Consider the following 18,311-nt stretch of genomic DNA (forward strand, 5'->3'; position numbering starts at 1 on the left):
ATAGAGCCCCCATTCGACATATGGGTAATTTTTATTACACTATTTTTTCTTTTTTCCGATGATCTGACTCGTCTACAACGAGCCGCAGTTACGCCCTGCGATGTCGCATTCATGACAAGTACGCAAAACAAACATTGCGCGCGGCATAAACTCGCCTATAGAATCCGGCTTTACAGCAGCTTCCCACACCGCAGCTGTCACGCGGTCGTCACATCGACTAGCTATATTCAAAAATTTTACGGAGGCCCTGATGAAATCGAAATTCAAAGCACTAGCCATCGCCTGCGCGCTTGCGTCCATGTCCGTTTCAGCCCATGCCGTCACCGAAATATCCTGGTGGCACTCGATGGCCGGCGCCCTCGGCGACCGCGTCAATGGCCTCGCCGACGAATTCAACAAGAGCCAGTCCGAATACAAGGTAACCCCGGTTTACAAAGGCGCTTACGATGAAGCCATGGCCGCCGCGGTCGCCGCTTATCGCGCCGGCAATGCGCCGGACATCCTGCAAGTATTTGAAGTCGGCACTGCCACCATGATGTATTCCAAGGGCGCCATCAAACCGGTGTCGGAAGTCATGAAACTGGCCGGCGAGCCGTTCGATCCGTCTTCCTACATCCCTGCCATCGGCGGTTACTACGCCGCACCAAAAGGGGGCGGTCTGCTGTCACTGCCATTCAACAGCTCGACCACAGTGATGTTCTACAACAAGGACATGTTCTCCAAGGCCGGCCTGGATCCGAACAAGCCGCCGGTGACCTGGCAGGAACTCGCGGTCGACGCCGCCAAGCTGAAGGCCAGCGGCGCCAAATGCGCGTACACCACCACCTGGCAATCATGGGTCGAACTGGAATCGTTCTCGACCTGGCATAACGTCGAATTCGCTTCCAAGAACAATGGCTTCGACGGCCTCGACGCGCGCCTGAAATTCAATAGCCCATTGCACGTCAAGCACATAGAGAACCTGGCCAACTGGGCCAAGCAAGGCTACTTCACCTACGCCGGCCGTAAGGATGAGGCAACCTCGAAATTCTATGCCGGCGAATGCGGCATCCTGACCGGCTCGTCGTCCAGCTATGCGGATATCGCCAAAAATTCCAAGTTCAAGTTTGGTATCGCTACCCTGCCGTATTACAGCGATGTGCCAGGCGCACCGCAAAATACGATGATCGGCGGCGCTTCGCTGTGGGTCATGGGCGGCAAGAAAAACGACGAATACAAGGGCGTCGCCAAGTTCTTCAAGTTCCTGTCGAAACCTGAGGTGCAAGCCAAGTGGCATCAGGAAACCGGTTATCTGCCAACCACCATCGCGGCTTACGAGATCACCAAGAAATCGGGCTTCTATGATCGCAATCCTGGCACCGATGTCCCGGTCAAGCAGATGATTACCAAGACTACCGACAAGTCGCGCGGCATCCGCCTCGGCAACATGCCGCAAATCCGCACCATCATCGACGAAGAACTGGAAAACGTCTGGACCGGCAAGATCACGGCAAAAGAAGCGCTCGATACCGCGGTAAAACGTGGCGACCTGTTGCTGGAACGCTTCGAAAAAACCAACAAATAAAGCAAGCTGATACCTAGTCTTTCATGTAGCACGTAGGGTGGGCAGTTGTGCCCACCCTACGGAATTGCAGCCCCGTCATACCCTGATATCCCGCATCGCCGCGGACGATAGAAAGTCCCATCGTGGAAAAACGCGCTCGCTTCAAATCTGCCTGGCTGCCCTATGCGCTGGTCGCGCCGCAGATCATTGTCACCCTATTGTTTTTCGTCTGGCCGGCAGTCCAGGCGATGTACCAATCCATGCTGCTGCAGGATGCCTTCGGCGGCTATTCCGAGTTCGTCTGGTTCGACAATTTCCGCGCGCTGTTCGCCGACAGCAACTATCTCGCCTCGTTCAAGACCACCGCGATATTCTCGCTGCTGGTCGCGGTGCTCGGATTGTCGCTCTCGCTGATGCTGGCCGCCTTTGCCGACCGCGTCATCAAAGGCGCTTCGATCTATAAAACCTTCCTGATCTGGCCATATGCGGTGTCGCCTGTCGTGGTTGGGGTCCTGTGGACGTTCATGCTGAGCCCGACGCTGGGTATCATTTCCAACTGGCTGCATCACTTCGGCATCGAATGGAATCACGTACTGAACGGACGCCACGCGATGATCCTGATCGTGATCGCAGCGGTCTGGAAACAGGTCAGCTACAACTTCCTGTTCTTCCTGGCCGGCTTGCAGGCCATTCCCAAATCGCTGATCGAAGCGGCTGCAATCGATGGCGCCGGACCGGTCAAGCGTTTCAGGACGATTGTATTTCCATTGTTGTCGCCCACCACTTTCTTCCTGCTGGTGGTCAATATTGTCTACGCATTTTTCGATACCTTTGCGATCATCGAAGCCACCACCCAGGGCGGTCCCGGCAAAGATACCGAGATCCTGGTCTACAAGGTATTCCTCGACGGCTTCAAGGGCGGCGATCTGGGCAGCGCTGCCGCACAGTCGGTAGTGCTGATGACCATCGTCATCGTGCTCACCGTGGTGCAATTCAAATATGTTGAAAAGAAAGTGCAGTACGCGTGAACAAAAATATCGCCGATCCCGTCGCGTCATTTCCGCGCATGACGGATTTCATCACGAAGGAACGCAATGATTGAGCGCCGCCCTATACTCGACATGATCAGCCATCTGGTGCTGCTGCTGGGCGTCATCATCATCGCCTTTCCGCTGTATGTGGCGTTTGTCGCCAGCACCCAGACCGCGCAGGAGGCTGCGCAAGCGCCATTGTCCCTGATGCCTGGCAGCCACCTCATCCAAAACTATGGCGCGCTGCTGACCCAGGGCGCGTCCGGCAACGTCTCGGCGCCGCCGGTGGCGCGCATGCTGTGGGTCAGCCTGGTATCGGCATTGGCCATCGCCATCGGCAAGATTTCCATTTCGATGCTGTCGGCGTTTGCCATGGTGTATTTCCGTTTCCCTGGACGCTCGCTGTTCTTCTGGATGATTTTCATGACGCTGATGCTGCCGGTCGAGGTACGCATTACACCGACCTACCAGGTGGTCTCCGATTTCCACATGCTCAACAGTTATGCCGGCCTGACGATCCCGCTGATCGCTTCGGCTACCGCGACTTTCCTGTTCCGGCAATTCTTCCTGACGGTGCCCGATGAACTGGCGGAAGCGGCACGCATCGACGGCGCCGGCCCCCTGCGCTTCTTCAAGGATGTGATCTGGCCGCTGTCGCGCACCAATGTCATTGCGCTGTTCGTGATCATGTTTATCTACGGCTGGAATCAGTATCTGTGGCCGCTGATGATTGCTACCAACCAGGACATGTATCCGATCGGTATCGGCATCAAGACCCTGATCGCCGGCGGCGACTCGGCAGTGGAATGGAATATGGTGATGGCGACCCTGGTGCTGGCGATGCTGCCGCCGGGCCTGGTGGTGGTGGTGATGCAAAAATGGTTTGTTAAAGGATTGGTTGATTCCGAGAAGTGATATGGCAAAAGTACACCTACAGAACGTCAAGAAAACCTACGGCAAGGCGCCGAAGACAGTCGATGTCATCCATGGCATTTCGATCGATATTGCGGATGGCGAATTCATTGTCATGGTCGGCCCTTCCGGCTGCGGCAAATCGACCCTGCTGCGCATGGTGGCCGGGCTGGAAGAGATCAGCTCGGGCGATATCGTGATCGGCGACCGCGTGGTCAACAAGCTGGAACCGAAAGACCGCGACATCGCGATGGTGTTCCAGAACTACGCGCTGTACCCGCACATGAGCGTCTACGAGAATATGGCCTACGGTTTGAAAATCCGCGGCCTGAGCAAGGACGATATCGAAGTGCGCGTGCAGAAGGCAGCCAAGATCCTCGAGCTCGGCGCCCTGCTGCAACGCACGCCGCGCCAGCTGTCGGGCGGGCAACGCCAGCGGGTGGCGATGGGACGCGCGATCGTGCGCGAACCGGCGGTATTCCTGTTCGACGAACCGCTGTCCAACCTGGATGCCAAGCTGCGCGTCCAGATGCGCCTGGAAATCCAGAAACTGCACCGCACGCTGGGCACCACCAGCCTCTACGTGACGCATGACCAGGTCGAAGCCATGACCCTTGGCCAGCGCATGATCGTCATGAACGGCGGTCGCGCCGAACAGATCGGCACGCCGGCTGCGGTTTATGCCAAACCGGCCACAACGTTCGTCGCCAGCTTTATCGGCTCACCGCCGATGAACCTGCTGAATGGCCGGGTGGCGACGGACGGCAACAGTTTCGTGCTGGAGAACGCCGCACCGATCCAGCTGCCGTTTACCCACAATGCGATTGCCGGCCACGACTGTATTCTGGGATTGCGGCCGGAACACCTGCTGTTCGGCCAGCCTGGGCTGTCGATGCGGGCAGAACTGGTGGAAGCGTTAGGCGCCGACCTGCTGGTGCATGCGTCGATAGGAGATCAAACGCTGGTGATGCGGGTGCCTGCCGCCACTGCGGTGGAAACCGGGCAGCAAATCACCGCCGGCTTTGAGGACAGTTCCCTGCACTGGTTCAATTCGCAAACGACGCAGCGCATCGAATTTGCCTAAAATGACTTGCCGGCGCCTCACATCGACGCCGGCGAACAAAGCCCGCTTGCTGCACTCTTGCAGCAAGCGGGCTTATTCATTGGCGGGGCATTAGCGATGTATATCGCCAATCAGATTTCACTCGCTCACTGCGACCAGGTTATCCACTTCAATCTTGGCGAACTCGACGCTGCTGTCAAGCGCCGTACTGCGCGTGGCATGCGCACTTTCCGTGTTGGTGCGGCTTGATACGCTGGCACCGGCTTTCAGTATCTGATAGCCGTCATGCCACAAATCGTCATGGCCCTGCACCGGCTGGGGCACGATTACATATCCGCGATATTCGACACTGCTGCTGGCCTGGTCACTCATGTTCACCTCTCTTGCAAGTAAGAGTTCAATCCTAGCACGAGGCTAAAAAATGCACACAGCCGCAAAATCGTGTAACTTGAACTAATTGTTACGTCAGGCGTCGTACCTAGGACCTGCTAGCAGGTCCCAAGTCAGTCACAACCACATGGAGAGATTGATTATGCCCAAAGATCGCGAAGAGAATGCGCATTGGAAAATCGCCGATCTTGATTTTTCAAAAATCGATGTCGCGCGCGTCAGACCCGACGAAAACCTGTTCTACCTGGTCACCTGCGCCTCGTTTGTCGAAAGCGGATCCGATCTGTATACGCAAAACCTGGTCGATTTTTACGGCGACGAGCCCGAAATCTCGGCTTGGCTGCGGGAGCAATGGGAAGTTGAAGAGTTGCAGCATGGCCAGGCTTTGCGTGCCTACGTCAAGCACATCTGGCCGGAATTCGATTGGCCGACCGCTTATCGCAGCTTCCTCGACGAGTATTCAGGCTATTGCAAGGTCGAACTGCTGGAGCCCAGCAAAGGCCTGGAAATGGTGGCGCGTTGCGTGGTCGAAGCCGGCACCGCAACCTTCTACGGGGCCCTGTCGCGCAGCACCGACGAACCGGTATTGCAGGACCTGGCAGCGCGCATCGCCCGCGATGAAGTGAATCATTACAAGCATTTCTTCCGTTATTTCCGCAGTTTCCGGCAACAGGAGCATCTGCGCCGCCACAGCATATTCGGCGCCCTGCGCCGCCGCACGCTGGAGCTGCGCAACGAAGATGCCGCTTGCGCACTGCGTCATGTGCTCAAGATGAGAGAGCCGCAACACGCCGACGACCCTGTCCGGCTGCAGCAGATCAGCAGCAAGATGAACGGCACCATCCGCAGCCACGTGACGGCCGACATGACCATCAAGATGATCATGCGCCCGCTCGACCTGCCGCGTGTGCTGCAGTCTCTGGTTGCGTATCCGGCCACGCAAATCATGAACAAGGTGATTCTGCGTTGATAGCCCCTGCCAACGTTGCTATAAGCGATAGAAACGCTGCGCGTTCAACCCCATGACCTGTTGCCGCTGCTGCTGATCCAGCTTCGACAGCAGGTTGTCCGTGGTGGTGAGCCAGCGCCCATAATCGGCGGCCAGGTTGACTACCGGCCAGTCGCTACCCCAAATCACGCGCGATGCGCCAAACACGTCGAGAACGTGATCTGCATACGGCCGCAGGTCGCCATCCTGCCAATCGGCCGACGCCTCAGTAACCAATCCGGACAATTTGCAATACACCTGCGGTAATGCAGCAAAGCGGGCGATATGCTCGCGCCACGGGGTCATTTCAGCACTTGCAATCGGCGGTTTGGCGGCATGATCGATCACGATCGACAGATCGGGGTGGGATTGCGCAAACGCCAGCAATGCCGGTAAATGACGTGGCAACACCAACGCATCCAGGCTGAGCCGGTGGCGCTGCATGGCGGCGATCGCCGGCGCCAGCAGCGGATCGGCAATCCAGTCGTCAGCCAGGCCCTGCAGCATCGGCCGCAATCCCCGCAACTTCCGGTGTGAGGCCAATAACGCAATCTGCTCAACGGCATTCATTGATTTCAAGTCGGCCCAGCCGACCACCGCCTGGATGAAAGGCGTTTGCTCCGCCAGCGTCAGCAGGAACAACGTATCTGTCACGCTCGGCAGGGATTGCACCAGCACCGTGCCGTCGATGCCGTGCTGCTTCAACAGAGGAGCCAACTGCTGCGGCAAGAAATCGCGATGAATCGCCGCCAGATCCGCAGGCGGCCATTGCCCACTTCGATTGGCCAGCAGCCAAAAATGCTGGTGGGCGTCGATGCGTAACGCTGCTTGCGGGACTGGGGATTCGGGAACCATGCATTTACTCTACGGTTAAGACGGCAGGTCGTTATTTCAGTATATACAATAACGACTTAAAGGCCCATTGGCTGGACCAATACTAGCATATGAGATTTTCGCAAAGCAATGGAAAGATGGCGGGCAAACAGTTTTTCTGCAGCTGAATCAGGTCGCCAATATCGCCACTCGTCGCCGTCGCTGTCACCATCACCGATGATCGTGCTCGTCCTCAGCAACAGCTAAGTCTTTGCAACTAATCTGATATCCAACAGTCTCAACCCCGCTCATCTGCGCCCCGCCTCACAGCTATTCACGCAGCAAATTCACTGTTATTCAAATCCCGGAAATCGATGGAAGAACTTAATCAAACCCTGTTCCTGCTGATCAATGCAAACGCCAACCCCAATCCGACCTTGCTCGATGCCGCCATTGTCTGCGCCGAACTGCTGATTTTCCTGATCCCGATTTCGTTGCTGCTAGGCTGGCTGCGCGGCGACGAACAGACCCGCAAGCTGATGCTGGAAGCGGTGGTGGCCGGCGTCGTCGGTTTATCGATCAGCCTGGTCATCGGCATGCTGTGGAATCATCCACGGCCGTTTGTGATCGGCCTCGGCAGCAATTTGCTGGCGCACTCTCCCGATTCGTCATTTCCGAGCGATCACCTGACTTTGCAATGGTCGGTCGCTTTCAGTTTCCTGTTGCATCAACGCTTGCGCAAGATCGGCCTGGCGCTGAGCCTGCTTGGGCTGCCGATGGCGTGGGCGCGTATTTATCTCGGCGTCCACTTCCCGCTCGACATGGTCGGCGCGGCGCTGGTCGCCATCATCAGCGCCAGGCTCAGCCATCGCTGCGCCCCGTGGCTTATCGGCCCCTTGTTTCGCTGCGTGTCGCGCATCCACGGCCTTGTATTCGCGCCATTGATCCGGCGCGGCTGGATGACGAAATAGCGCCCGCGCCAATGCGGCGAGCGGTAGCGGCGATCAAACCACGCCCTGCTCCCGCAGCAGTGCGATCTGCTCGGGATTGCGGCCGATAGATGCCAGCACTTCATCCGTATGCTGACCCAGTTCCGGCCCGACCCAGTTGGTCTGTCCCGGCGTCGCCGAAAGTTTCGGCACGATGCCTGGCAAATCGATAGGCTGCCCATCCGGCAGCACATGCTGCTGGATCATGTCGCGTGCCCGGAAATGCGGGTCCTGGTGGATGTCGGCGGCGGTATAGACTTTACTGCTCGGCACCTCGGCCTGCTCCAGAACCTGCAGCACGTGCGCCAGATCGTGCTGTGAGGTCCACTCGGCGATGGCAGCGTCGATCATGTCATTGTTCTGTGCCCGGCCGTCGTTGCGCGCCAGGCGCGGATCTTCAGCCAGGTCGCTGCGGCCGATGGCATGCATCAGGCGTTTGAAAATGCTGTCGCCGTTACCGGCGATGATCACGTAATGCTCGCCGTGCTCGTCATTGCGACAAGGATAAGTGCTGGACGGAGAAATACCGGGAAAACTGGCGCCGGTACGTTCGCGCACAAAACCAAACTCGGCGTATTCTGGAATCAAACTTTCCATCACGCCGAACACCGCTTCGTACAAGGCGATGTCGATGAATTGCCCTTTGCCGCCATTGGCTTTGAGATGATGCATCGCCAGCAGCGCGCCAATCACGCCGTACAGCGAGGCCAGCGTATCGCCGATGCTGACGCCGACGCGCACCGGCGGCCGATCCGGATAGCCAGCCAGGTTGCGCAGACCGCCCATCGATTCGGCGATCGCCGCAAATCCGGGACGTGCATGATACGGGCCATCCTGGCCATAGCCGGAGACCCGTACCATGATCAGGGTCGGATTGATTTTCGATAATTCATCCCAGCCCAGTCCCCACCCTTCCAGGGTTCCAGGGCGAAAATTCTCGATCACGATATCGGCATCCTTGACCAGGTCACGGACGATCTGCTGGCCTTGTGGCGATTTCAGGTTCAGCGTCACCGACTTCTTGTTGCGGCTTTGCGAGTACCACCACAGCGAGGTGCCATTGTGCAGCTTGCGCCACTTGCGCAGCGGGTCGCCATCTCCTGGCGCTTCGATCTTGATCACTTCGGCGCCGAACTGGCCCAGCAAGCTGGCGGCGTAAGGTCCGGCAATCAGGGTGCCGAGTTCGATTACCTTGACGCCTTGGAGGGAAGACTGCTGGTCGACGGGGACGTTGTTCATGTTCCGAATGGTTTAAAATGTGTTTAGAAAGACAGGCTTCGACCGCGCGCAGACAGCTGCCGTAGCGCAATAGTCGGTGCAACCCCGTCGGCTCGTTTCCGAGCACTCCCGCCCCGCCGCGAGGCAATTTGAACAATTCTACAGAATTGCCAACATTTGCAACCAGAAGTAACTCCTTTTGGCGGATATTATGGTGGGGATTATGATTAAATCACTGATAAATGTGTAGGACATATCATGAAGAAAATTGCTTTATTGGTATTGGCTGCTGCAGGATTGATGGTAACCAGTTCCGCCAGCTTTGCTTATGGCTATTATGGTCATGGCGGTTATTATGGCCCGCGCGTCGGCGTCGGCATCTCGATCGGCGGACCGCTGTATTGGGGGCCTCCGCCGGTATATTATGCTCCGCCGCCGGTGTATTACGCGCCACCAATCTACGTAGCTCCAGAGCCGCAGACGTATATTGAAAAAGCTCCCGACTATGCATATTACTGCCCTAGTCCGGCAGGTTACTACCCACAAATTCCACGCTGCCCGAAGGGCTGGATGAAGGTAGCGCCAAACGATTCCCAACCTAGATAAGCATAAGGCGGTGTGTGATGATTAACGGAACAACCAAGGTAATCGCGGCTTCAATGGCCGTGCTGCTGTCCGGCTGCGTTACCGCGCCGACCGGACCAAATGTCATGGCGCTGCCTGGCGCCGGCAAAAGCTATGAGCAGTTCCGCAATGACGAGGCAGACTGCCAACGTGCCGCCCAGGACCGGATAGGCCCGTACGCGCCGCAAGCGGCCGCAGATAACGCCGTAGGCACTGCCGCAGCCGGCACAGTGATTGGCGCCGCAGCCGGCGCCCTGATCGGTGCCGCAACCGGTCGCGCCGGTGCCGGTGCAGCCATCGGTGGCGGCGTTGGTTTGCTGGCCGGTAGTTCGGTGGCTGGCGACTCTGCCTCGCGCAGCAGCTATGGCATGCAGCGCCAGTACAACAACGTGTACACGCAATGCATGTACGCCAAGGGCAACCAGGTTCCGGTGTCCGGCGGCTATGCCAACAATCGTCGTCAATACGCGCCACCGCAATATGCACCGGCGCCACAATATTCGACGCCGCCTGACTACTATCCGCCGCAACAACGCGGCAACTACGGACCACCGCCGGATTACGCGCCTTACTGATCCTGGCAGACCAAATAAAAAGCCTGAATGCACGAAAGTGATTCAGGCTTTTTTACGTCAGGAGAGAACTCAGATCAACCCAACTGGAACTCATTTCACAAGCTTCACAAGCAATTCCCGCAAAACCGGGGCAAGGACCCTTTAGCCGGAATTCCTTGCCTAACTTCTTGCCGGCAACCGCAACGTCACTTCCAAACCGCCCTCTGGATGATTGCGCAGTTCAAGTACGGCACGGTGATTTTCTGCGATGTTGCGGGCGATGGTCAGCCCCAGGCCGGTGCCGCCGGTATCGCGCGAGCGTGAGGTCTCAAGGCGGAAAAACGGATCAAATACGGCTTCCAGCTGATCCGCCGGAATACCGGCCCCGCCGTCGCGAATCGTAATGACGATATCGCTGCCGTCGCGCGCTACTTTCAGACGCGCATAGCGTCCGTATTTGATTGCATTGTCGACCAGATTGATCAGGCAGCGTCGCAAAGTGTTTGGCTGCGCCATGATCGAGGCGCGGGTGCTGCCTTCCAGCGTGACATCCTGCCGCGCATCGACCGCATCGGCGCAGACGCTGTCGAGCAGCGAATCGATGTCCAGCATTTGCATTACCTCTGCAGAATCCATGCTGCGCGCCAGTTCCAACCCCTCGCGCACCATGCTTTGCATGACCGCCAGATCCTCCAGCAATTTATGGCGCAAATCGCCATCGCCAACTTTTTCCAGACGCAGGCGCAGACGGGTCAGCGGCGTTTGCAAATCGTGGGTGATCGCCGCCAGCATGTGGGTGCGATGCTGTATCTGCCGCTTGATACGGGCCTGCATGGCGTTAAAGGCGGCGGCAGCCTGCCGCACCTCAGTCGGGCCGGTTTCATCCAGCGGCGGCCGGTCAATATCGCTCCCCAGGTTGCCGGCCGCATTGGCCAGATGCTGGATCGGCCGCGCCGTCATTTTGGCCACAATGAATGCCAGAATGCCGATCAGCAGCATGAACAAGGCGAAATACGGGGACAGGAAAGGCAGACCTGGAGGCCGGCCCGGAGGGCTGCCCGGGTCGCGCATCATCCGCAACTTGACCTTGAGCAAAGCACCATCCTTGAGACTCACGTAGACCACCTGGCATTCGTCGACACGACGGAATTCGGGGCCACGGCGATCGCGCAATTTACAGTCGGTCTGCTTTGCCACGGTCACGCGGCGATCCCCGCCGAGCCGGGTTTTCAACAGCGTGGTCAGTGTCGGATTGTCGTCGACTGCATGTTCGGTGTCCTTGACCAGGCTCGCCTCAAGGCCGAAATTTTCGCCTGTGCGCAATACAAGCGCGCGCATCTCAGGGCCAACGTTATCGATTGAGTAGACGATTTGCTCAACCCGCTCGGCAATTCGGAACTCATACAATTCCTTGAATGCCTTGCGCTTCTCGTTATCGGCCAGCCAGCTGGTGGTGCCAGCTGCGACCAGGATCCCCGCCAGCAAAATCAGGAACACCCGGTTCGCAACCGAGCCAAGAAAATTTCTCACGAACAGCATTCCTTTTCTACTTCCGCCGCGCAGCCGACAAAAGAGGTGATTGATACGGTCGGCGCGTCATGACTCGACTGTCACCGTGGTCGCCAGCACATAGCCTTCGTTGCGCACGGTCTTGATGATTACCGGAGTGCGCGCATCGTCGCCCAATTTCTGGCGCAGGCGGCTGATCTGGATGTCGACCGAGCGGTCGAAAGGATCGGATTCACGGCCTTGCGTCAACTCAAGCAGTTGATCGCGATTGAGCACCCGGTTCGGGTGATCGAGGAACACTTTGAGGATGCGATATTCGGCGCCCGACAAAGCCACTACCAGCCCTTCGTTGTTGACCAGGTGGCGCGCGATCAGGTCCAGCGTCCAACGTCCAAACTGGATTTGCTGCGCTTCCGGCGACGCCATGTTCGGCGGCAGCGCCTGGGTACGGCGCAGCACGCTGCGAATCCGGGCAAACAATTCACGCGGCTCGAACGGCTTCGACAAATAGTCGTCAGCGCCCATTTCGAGACCGAGGATACGATCCAGCGGTTCGCCGCGCGCCGTCAGCATGATCACCGGGATATTCGAATCGGCGCGCAGGTTGCGGCACAACGTCAAGCCATCTTCGCCGGGCAGGGTCAAATCCAGCACGATCAGGTCGACCCGCGCTTCCGACAGGACTTTACGCATGTCGTTGCCGTTGGTCGCGATCAAGGTGCGAAAGCCATTGGCATCCAGGTATTCCGCCAACAAGGTACGGATTTCGTGATCGTCATCGACCACTAGTATGTGAGCAGCAGTTTCCATATGCATGATTATCCTAGTAACTGCAGTTGAGCCGAACATGCGCCAATAATACGGCCAAACGAAAAACATCGATATACATGGGATGAATGACGATATATGGCGAAATATCCCATGTTAACAATTCCAACCTCGTCAGGTAACAACATCGCTCCCTATTGAGGTTTCCTGGATTATGACAATTCAGCGCAAGAAAAACGATAGTAATTTGTATATTGGCATATCTGCCACGCGAATGGACACTTTGCGATACAAAGCAAACTAGATGCCATACACATGGATACAAAGGCGGGGCACCATGAAAAATCGCCGACACACCTCCGCGGTTCAATAGGAACTGTGCGGATTGCACTCAAATTCATGGAAGGATTTCATTATGTTCACGCTTCGTAAACAAATATTGATCGGCGTTACAGCACTGAGTTTTGCTGCCATGGGCGTGACTGCCTACGCACAACAAGCTGACGGTCCTGGCGGCCGCCATGCGCCGACCCCGGAACAGCAAGCCAAATTCGCCGCCAATATGGCAAAGCGCCAGGCAAAATGGCATGACGACCTGAAGATCACACCAGACCAGGAAGCGGCTTGGCAGACTTTCCTGGGCAAGATCAAGCCGGTCCGTCCGGAAGGCGCTCCACCACGTCCGAACAAGGAAGAATGGGCCAAGCAAACCGCCCCTGAGCGCCTGGATCACCAGATGGAATTCCTGAAACGCGCTGAAACCCGCCTGGCCGAACACACAGCAGCCGTCAAGGAATTCTACGCAGTTTTGACGCCAGCACAGCAAAAGACCTTTGACGAACACTTCAAGAAGATGGAGCAGCATCGTTTCGGCCATCGCGGTGGTCACCGTGGCGGCCCGGACGGCCGTCCATAACTGACGCGAGGGGTTCACCCTCGGGCCAGGGCTGGCGCTGGTGGGACGTAACAGCCAAATCGCCGATTTGGCTGCCAGAGTCCGCCAACCGCCAGATCAAAGGCCACAGAAGCAGCAATATCGTGTTGCGCCGTTCCAGGCGCAAAGCGGCTCGCTTCTGTGGCCTCATCGTTTCCCGCATGCCTCGATCCAGCGCCGATTGCCGTCCGCCACGCTAGCGGATACACTGCCTCGTTCGTTCGTGCTGTTCAAAAACTGAAAAGATTTCCAACAAATACACACGACGGTAAAATTTACTCGCTACACTCGTGTCTTTAAATTTCTCTGCTGAGCGCCGTTTTTCAGCAGAATTACGCATTGCATCTGACCACATTCTGACTGACCTCCTGCCTGCGATGACTACTAAATCCACCCCAAAAGCCGATCAACATCCCCTGCCGCAAAGCCGGCCCGCCACACTGCAAAACCAACACCAGGGCGGATTCATACGCGGCTGGATGTGGCTGGTGGCGGTGGTTGTACTGGCGCTGGCCGCTTACCTGATCTGGGGACGCAGCCACCAATCCGCCGATGCGGCGGCAGGCGCATCGGGGCAAGCGGCCAGAGGCGGCGGCAAAGGCGGCAAGCGCGGGGCATTTGCCGGCGCCGGCGGCCCATTGCCGGTCGGTGTGGCGGTCGCTAAAACCGGAGACATCAATATCTATTTGAATGGCCTCGGCAGCGTTACTCCCGAAGCCACCGCGATCGTCAAAAGCCAGGTGAGCGGCACATTGATGAAACTGCATTTCAAGGAAGGTCAGATCGTCAAGGCAGGCGACCTGCTGGCAGAGCTGGATCCGCGCCCTTACCAGGTGCTGGTGAAGCAGGCCGAAGGCCAACTGATCAAGGACAACGCCCTGCTGAAGGCAGCGCAAATCGATTTGCAACGCTATCGCACGCTGTTGGCGCAGGACTCCATCGCCAGCCAACAGGTCGATACCCAGGCGGCGCTGGTCAAGCAATACGAAGGTACTGTCCGGTCGGATGAAGGCACACTCGACAACGCTCGCCTGCAACTGACTTATTCGCGCATCACCGCACCGATCAGCGGCCGCCTTGGCCTGCGTCAGGTCGACCTCGGCAATCTGGTGCAGACCAGCGATACCAACGGCATCGTCGTCATTACCCAGCTGCAGCCGATTACAACCGTTTTCAGCATCCCGGAAGACAATATTCCAAGCGTGATGAAGCAGATCCAGGCCGGCAAGAAGCTGCCAACCGACGTCTGGGATCGTGACCAACGCAACAAGCTGGACAGCGGCAGCCTGCTGACCATCGATAACCAGGTCGACAGCACCACCGGCACGGTCAAGCTGAAGGCGGAAACGCCGAATGCCAACTACGCCCTGTTCCCGAATCAGTTCGTCAATGCGCGTCTGCTGCTCGATACCCTCCGTAACGCCACGGTCATCCCCAACGCCGCGATCCAACGCGGTTCCAGCGGCAATTTTGTGTATGTGGTCAAACCCGACCATACCGTCACCATCCGTCAAGTAACGGCCGGTCCGGTGGAAGGCGAATCGACAGCGATCAACAACGGTATCGCGGTTGGCGAAACAGTCGTCATCGACGGCATCGACAAACTCAAGGAAGGCGCCAAAGTGGAGCCGATCGCACGTGACGGCTCGGCGGCTACAGCTACTGCCGCAGGCGGCACTGCGGCGGGCGCCCATAAAGGTGGCCATCATCACCGGCAAGATGCCAGCGCAGACGCAGCCGCCGCCAGCGCTCCGGCCGCCAGCAGCGCGCCAGCCAGCGCCGCCAATCGCAACGGTCAATAACCGGTTTTGAAGAACGCATGAATCCCTCACGTCAGTTTATTCTTCGGCCGGTTGCCACATCACTGCTGATGCTGGCCATTTTCCTGGCCGGTATCGTCGCGTACAAGCAATTGCCGCTCTCTGCGCTGCCGGAAGTCGATTACCCGACTATCCAGGTAGTCACACTCTACCCGGGCGCCAGCCCGGATGTCATGACCTCGTCGGTCACTGCTCCGCTGGAGCGCCAGTTTGGCCAGATGCCGGGACTCAACCAGATGTCGTCGACCAGTTCCGGCGGCGCCTCCGTAATCACGCTGCAGTTCAGCCTCGACCTGAGCCTGGATATCGCCGAGCAGGAAGTGCAAGCTGCGATCAACGCCGGCAGCAACCTGCTGCCGGCCGACCTGCCGACGCCACCGATCTACAACAAGGTTAATCCGGCCGACACGCCTATCATGTCGCTGGCAATCACTTCCAAGACCCTGCCGCTGCCGAAGGTGCAGGATCTGATCGACACCCGTCTGGCGCAAAAGATTTCGCAGGTCCCTGGCGTCGGTCTGGTGAGCCTGTCCGGCGGCCAGCGTCCTGCCGTGCGACTGCAGCTGAATCCGCGCGCCGTCGCCGCACTGGGATTGAATCTTGACGATATCCGCACCGCCATCGGCAATGCCAACGTCAACCAGGCCAAGGGCAGTTTCGACGGCCCTTCGCGCGCCTCGACCATCGACGCCAACGACCAGCTGCGCTCGGCCGACGAATACCGCAACCTGATCATCGCCTACAAGAGTGGTGCGCCGATCCGCGTCTCCGATATCGCCGACGTCGTCGACGATGCCGAAAATGTCAGGCTCGCAGCCTGGGCCAACCAGTCGCCGGCGATCATCCTGAACATCCAGCGCCAGCCTGGCGCCAACGTCATCGGCGTGGTCGACAGCATCAAGAAGATCCTGCCGAAACTGCAGGACACCCTGCCCGGCGCGATCGATGTCCAGATCCTGACCGACCGCACCACCACCATCCGCGCTTCGGTATCAGACGTGCAATTCGAACTGCTGCTGTCGATCGCCCTGGTGGTGATGGTGATTTTCCTGTTCCTGCGTAGCATACCTGCCACCATCATTCCGAGTGTCGCAGTACCTTTGTCCTTGATCGGTACGTTCGGCATCATGTACATGACCGGTTTTTCGGTGAATAACCTGACGCTGATGGCGCTCACCATCGCCACCGGTTTCGTGGTCGACGATGCGATCGTCATGATCGAGAACATCTCGCGCTATATCGAAGAAGGCATGAAACCTCTGCAGGCGGCGCTGAAAGGCGCCGAGCAGATCGGCTTCACCATCATTTCCCTGACGTTTTCCCTGATTGCCGTGTTGATTCCGCTGCTGTTCATGGGCGACGTCGTGGGGCGCCTGTTCCGTGAATTCGCCATCACGCTGGCGGTGGCGATCCTGATCTCGGCCGTGATTTCGCTGACCCTGACGCCGATGATGTGCGCCAAGCTGTTGCACCACATTCCGGAAGAAAAACAAAGCTGGTTCTACCGCAAGAGCGGCGAATTCTTCGACAAGATCATCGCCCGCTACGGCGTTGCGCTGGAATGGGTGCTGCGCCACCAGTTCGCAACGCTAGTCGTCGCCATCGGCACGCTGGTGCTGACCGCGGTGTTGTACATCTTCATTCCCAAGGGCTTTTTCCCAGTGCAAGATACCGGCGTCATCCAGGGCATCTCGGAAGCCAGCCAGTCGGTTTCCTTCGCTGCCATGGCGGAGCGGCAGCAAGCGTTGGCGGCGGTAGTGCTGAAGGATCCGGCAGTGGAAAGCCTGTCTTCCTTCATCGGCGTCGACGGCACCAATGCCACCCTCAACAGCGGCCGCATGCTGATCAACCTGAAGCCGCTTGAACAGCGCAACATGAGCGCCAGCGACATCATCCGCCGCCTGCAACCGGAACTGGATCGCCAGGTCGGCGGCATCACGCTGTACATGCAGCCGGTACAGGACTTGACGATTGAAGACAGCGTCAGCCGTACCCAGTATCAGTTCAGCGTTCAAGACTCCAATCCCGACGAACTCAGCATCTGGGTGCCCAAGCTGATCGAACGCCTGCGCAAGATTCCGCAACTGGCCGACATCGCCAGCAACCAGCAGGATCTCGGCTTGCAAGCCTATATCGCGATCGACCGCGATGCTGCATCGCGTCTCGGCATCACTACCGCGGCGATCGACAATGCCTTGTACAACGCATTCGGCCAGCGCCTGATCTCAACCATCTATACCCAGTCCAACCAGTACCGGGTGGTGATGGAAGTCAAACCTGAATTCCAGAAGGGGCCGGCGGCATTGAACAGCATCTATCTGGTGGCCGGCAACGGCAACCAGGTGCCCTTGTCCAGCATCGCCACCATCGAGGAACGCACCTCGCCGCTGGTAGTCAACCACATCGGCCAGTTCCCCGCCACCACGATCTCATTCAACCTGGCGGCCGGCGCGTCGCTGGGCGATGCCGTCAAGGCGATCCATGCGGCGGAGCAGGATATCGGCTTGCCTGACAGCATCCAGACCCAGTTCCAGGGCGCCGCACTGGCGTTCCAGGCGTCATTGAGCAATACGCTGATGCTGATCCTGGCAGCGATCATCACCATGTACATCGTGCTTGGCGTGCTGTATGAAAGCTATATCCATCCGATCACCATCCTGTCGACACTGCCGTCGGCCGGGGTCGGCGCCCTGCTCTCCCTGATGATCGCCGGCAGCGATCTCGGCATCATCGGTATTATCGGGATCATCCTGCTGATCGGTATCGTCAAGAAAAACGCCATCATGATGATCGACTTCGCCCTGGATGCCGAGCGCAACGAGGGTAAAAGCCCGCGTGACGCAATCTATCAGGCCTGTCTGCTGCGTTTCCGTCCGATCCTGATGACGACCATGGCGGCCTTGCTGGGCGCCCTGCCGTTGATGCTGGGCACCGGCGTCGGCTCGGAACTGCGGCAGCCGCTGGGGATCACCATGGTCGGTGGCCTGCTGGTATCGCAAGTGCTGACCTTGTTCACCACACCGGTCATCTATCTGGCATTCGACAGCCTGGCGCGCCGCATGCGCGCACGCTTCGGCAGCAAAGATGCGGACGGCGACGACGACCAACACAGCAACCCGAACGACGGCGCTGTAGCGGAGCCGGTTAAGCCGTGA

The 18,311-nt window shown here is 58.2% G+C and carries 16 protein-coding genes; 11 read left to right on the forward strand and 5 right to left on the reverse strand.

Annotated elements, in window-relative coordinates:
* Window positions 1–250 precede the first annotated feature (250 nt).
* The 4 genes from ugpB (at window position 251) to ACIPF8_RS11705 (ending at window position 4,570) form a co-directional block, all read left to right on the forward strand.
* Window positions 251–1,564, forward strand: a complete 1,314-nt coding sequence (gene ugpB / locus ACIPF8_RS11690; protein WP_400421059.1) for a sn-glycerol-3-phosphate ABC transporter substrate-binding protein UgpB — start codon at window positions 251–253, stop codon at window positions 1,562–1,564.
* Window positions 1,565–1,686: 122 nt separating this feature from the next.
* Entirely contained in the window at window positions 1,687–2,571 is an 885-nt protein-coding gene (gene ugpA / locus ACIPF8_RS11695) for a sn-glycerol-3-phosphate ABC transporter permease UgpA (protein ID WP_400421061.1), read from the forward strand.
* 66 nt (window positions 2,572–2,637) lie between these two features.
* Window positions 2,638–3,489, forward strand: a complete 852-nt coding sequence (gene ugpE / locus ACIPF8_RS11700) for a sn-glycerol-3-phosphate ABC transporter permease UgpE (protein ID WP_400421063.1) — start codon at window positions 2,638–2,640, stop codon at window positions 3,487–3,489.
* A 1-nt stretch (window position 3,490) separates the two neighbouring features.
* A complete protein-coding gene (locus tag ACIPF8_RS11705; RefSeq protein WP_400421065.1) occupies window positions 3,491–4,570 on the forward strand; it encodes a sn-glycerol-3-phosphate import ATP-binding protein UgpC in 1,080 nt (359 codons plus the stop codon).
* Between the two features lie 117 nt (window positions 4,571–4,687).
* On the opposite strand, the gene ACIPF8_RS11710 is transcribed toward ACIPF8_RS11705, so the two are convergent.
* The gene (locus ACIPF8_RS11710) at window positions 4,688–4,921 is read right to left on the reverse strand and encodes a hypothetical protein (protein WP_400421067.1); all 234 of its coding nucleotides are present in this window, start codon (window positions 4,919–4,921) and stop codon (window positions 4,688–4,690) included.
* A gap of 160 nt (window positions 4,922–5,081) precedes the next feature.
* Between ACIPF8_RS11710 and ACIPF8_RS11715 the strand changes: the two genes are divergently transcribed.
* The gene (locus ACIPF8_RS11715; protein ID WP_400421068.1) at window positions 5,082–5,909 is read left to right on the forward strand and encodes a ferritin-like domain-containing protein; all 828 of its coding nucleotides are present in this window, start codon (window positions 5,082–5,084) and stop codon (window positions 5,907–5,909) included.
* A gap of 18 nt (window positions 5,910–5,927) precedes the next feature.
* Here the strand turns inward: ACIPF8_RS11715 and ACIPF8_RS11720 are convergent, their stop codons facing one another.
* Window positions 5,928–6,782 (reverse strand): amidohydrolase family protein, encoded by an 855-nt coding sequence (locus ACIPF8_RS11720; RefSeq protein WP_400421069.1) that lies wholly within the window; start codon window positions 6,780–6,782, stop codon window positions 5,928–5,930.
* A gap of 332 nt (window positions 6,783–7,114) precedes the next feature.
* Here ACIPF8_RS11720 and ACIPF8_RS11725 point away from each other — a divergent pair, with 332 nt between their 5' ends.
* On the forward strand, window positions 7,115–7,711 hold the full coding sequence (locus ACIPF8_RS11725) for a phosphatase PAP2 family protein (protein ID WP_400421070.1): 597 nt from the start codon (window positions 7,115–7,117) through the stop codon (window positions 7,709–7,711).
* Between the two features lie 33 nt (window positions 7,712–7,744).
* Here the strand turns inward: ACIPF8_RS11725 and ACIPF8_RS11730 are convergent, their stop codons facing one another.
* Window positions 7,745–8,968 (reverse strand): CaiB/BaiF CoA transferase family protein, encoded by a 1,224-nt coding sequence (locus tag ACIPF8_RS11730; RefSeq protein WP_400421072.1) that lies wholly within the window; start codon window positions 8,966–8,968, stop codon window positions 7,745–7,747.
* 237 nt (window positions 8,969–9,205) lie between these two features.
* Between ACIPF8_RS11730 and ACIPF8_RS11735 the strand changes: the two genes are divergently transcribed.
* Both ACIPF8_RS11735 and ACIPF8_RS11740 read left to right on the forward strand, forming a co-directional pair.
* On the forward strand, window positions 9,206–9,553 hold the full coding sequence (locus tag ACIPF8_RS11735; RefSeq protein WP_400421074.1) for a hypothetical protein: 348 nt from the start codon (window positions 9,206–9,208) through the stop codon (window positions 9,551–9,553).
* A gap of 17 nt (window positions 9,554–9,570) precedes the next feature.
* Window positions 9,571–10,146 carry a glycine zipper family protein gene (locus ACIPF8_RS11740; RefSeq protein WP_400421076.1) on the forward strand — a complete coding sequence of 192 codons (576 nt, stop codon included), beginning with the start codon at window positions 9,571–9,573 and terminating at the stop codon, window positions 10,144–10,146.
* 159 nt (window positions 10,147–10,305) lie between these two features.
* Here ACIPF8_RS11740 and ACIPF8_RS11745 read toward each other — a convergent pair whose 3' ends face one another.
* Window positions 10,306–11,655 carry a sensor histidine kinase gene (locus ACIPF8_RS11745; protein ID WP_400421078.1) on the reverse strand — a complete coding sequence of 450 codons (1,350 nt, stop codon included), beginning with the start codon at window positions 11,653–11,655 and terminating at the stop codon, window positions 10,306–10,308.
* A gap of 66 nt (window positions 11,656–11,721) precedes the next feature.
* Entirely contained in the window at window positions 11,722–12,444 is a 723-nt protein-coding gene (locus ACIPF8_RS11750) for a response regulator (RefSeq protein ID WP_061534097.1), read from the reverse strand.
* Window positions 12,445–12,817: 373 nt separating this feature from the next.
* Here ACIPF8_RS11750 and ACIPF8_RS11755 point away from each other — a divergent pair, with 373 nt between their 5' ends.
* From ACIPF8_RS11755 to ACIPF8_RS11765, 3 genes are all read left to right on the forward strand, one after another.
* Window positions 12,818–13,318: a Spy/CpxP family protein refolding chaperone gene (locus tag ACIPF8_RS11755; protein WP_400421080.1), complete on the forward strand. Its 501-nt coding sequence runs from the start codon at window positions 12,818–12,820 to the stop codon at window positions 13,316–13,318.
* Between the two features lie 395 nt (window positions 13,319–13,713).
* A complete protein-coding gene (locus ACIPF8_RS11760; protein WP_400421082.1) occupies window positions 13,714–15,138 on the forward strand; it encodes an MdtA/MuxA family multidrug efflux RND transporter periplasmic adaptor subunit in 1,425 nt (474 codons plus the stop codon).
* Between the two features lie 17 nt (window positions 15,139–15,155).
* Window positions 15,156–18,311, forward strand: a complete 3,156-nt coding sequence (locus tag ACIPF8_RS11765) for an MdtB/MuxB family multidrug efflux RND transporter permease subunit (RefSeq protein ID WP_400421084.1) — start codon at window positions 15,156–15,158, stop codon at window positions 18,309–18,311.

The sequence above is a fragment of the Collimonas sp. NPDC087041 genome, from assembly GCF_044745265.1.
GTDB lineage: Bacteria > Pseudomonadota > Gammaproteobacteria > Burkholderiales > Burkholderiaceae_D > Collimonas.

What these genes read in the sequence shown, in the direction of transcription:
- ugpB (WP_400421059.1), top strand. Translation starts at nt 251, where the DNA reads ATGAAATCGAAATTCAAAGCACTAGCCATCGCCTGCGCGCTTGCGTCC.
- ugpE (WP_400421063.1), top strand. Translation starts at nt 2,638, where the DNA reads ATGATTGAGCGCCGCCCTATACTCGACATGATCAGCCATCTGGTGCTG.
- ACIPF8_RS11705 (WP_400421065.1), top strand. Translation starts at nt 3,491, where the DNA reads ATGGCAAAAGTACACCTACAGAACGTCAAGAAAACCTACGGCAAGGCG.
- ACIPF8_RS11710 (WP_400421067.1), bottom strand. Translation starts at nt 4,921, where the DNA reads ATGAGTGACCAGGCCAGCAGCAGTGTCGAATATCGCGGATATGTAATC.
- ACIPF8_RS11715 (WP_400421068.1), top strand. Translation starts at nt 5,082, where the DNA reads ATGCCCAAAGATCGCGAAGAGAATGCGCATTGGAAAATCGCCGATCTT.
- ACIPF8_RS11720 (WP_400421069.1), bottom strand. Translation starts at nt 6,782, where the DNA reads ATGGTTCCCGAATCCCCAGTCCCGCAAGCAGCGTTACGCATCGACGCC.
- ACIPF8_RS11725 (WP_400421070.1), top strand. Translation starts at nt 7,115, where the DNA reads ATGGAAGAACTTAATCAAACCCTGTTCCTGCTGATCAATGCAAACGCC.
- ACIPF8_RS11730 (WP_400421072.1), bottom strand. Translation starts at nt 8,968, where the DNA reads ATGAACAACGTCCCCGTCGACCAGCAGTCTTCCCTCCAAGGCGTCAAG.
- ACIPF8_RS11735 (WP_400421074.1), top strand. Translation starts at nt 9,206, where the DNA reads ATGAAGAAAATTGCTTTATTGGTATTGGCTGCTGCAGGATTGATGGTA.
- ACIPF8_RS11740 (WP_400421076.1), top strand. Translation starts at nt 9,571, where the DNA reads ATGATTAACGGAACAACCAAGGTAATCGCGGCTTCAATGGCCGTGCTG.
- ACIPF8_RS11750 (WP_061534097.1), bottom strand. Translation starts at nt 12,444, where the DNA reads ATGGAAACTGCTGCTCACATACTAGTGGTCGATGACGATCACGAAATC.
- ACIPF8_RS11755 (WP_400421080.1), top strand. Translation starts at nt 12,818, where the DNA reads ATGTTCACGCTTCGTAAACAAATATTGATCGGCGTTACAGCACTGAGT.
- ACIPF8_RS11760 (WP_400421082.1), top strand. Translation starts at nt 13,714, where the DNA reads ATGACTACTAAATCCACCCCAAAAGCCGATCAACATCCCCTGCCGCAA.
- ACIPF8_RS11765 (WP_400421084.1), top strand. Translation starts at nt 15,156, where the DNA reads ATGAATCCCTCACGTCAGTTTATTCTTCGGCCGGTTGCCACATCACTG.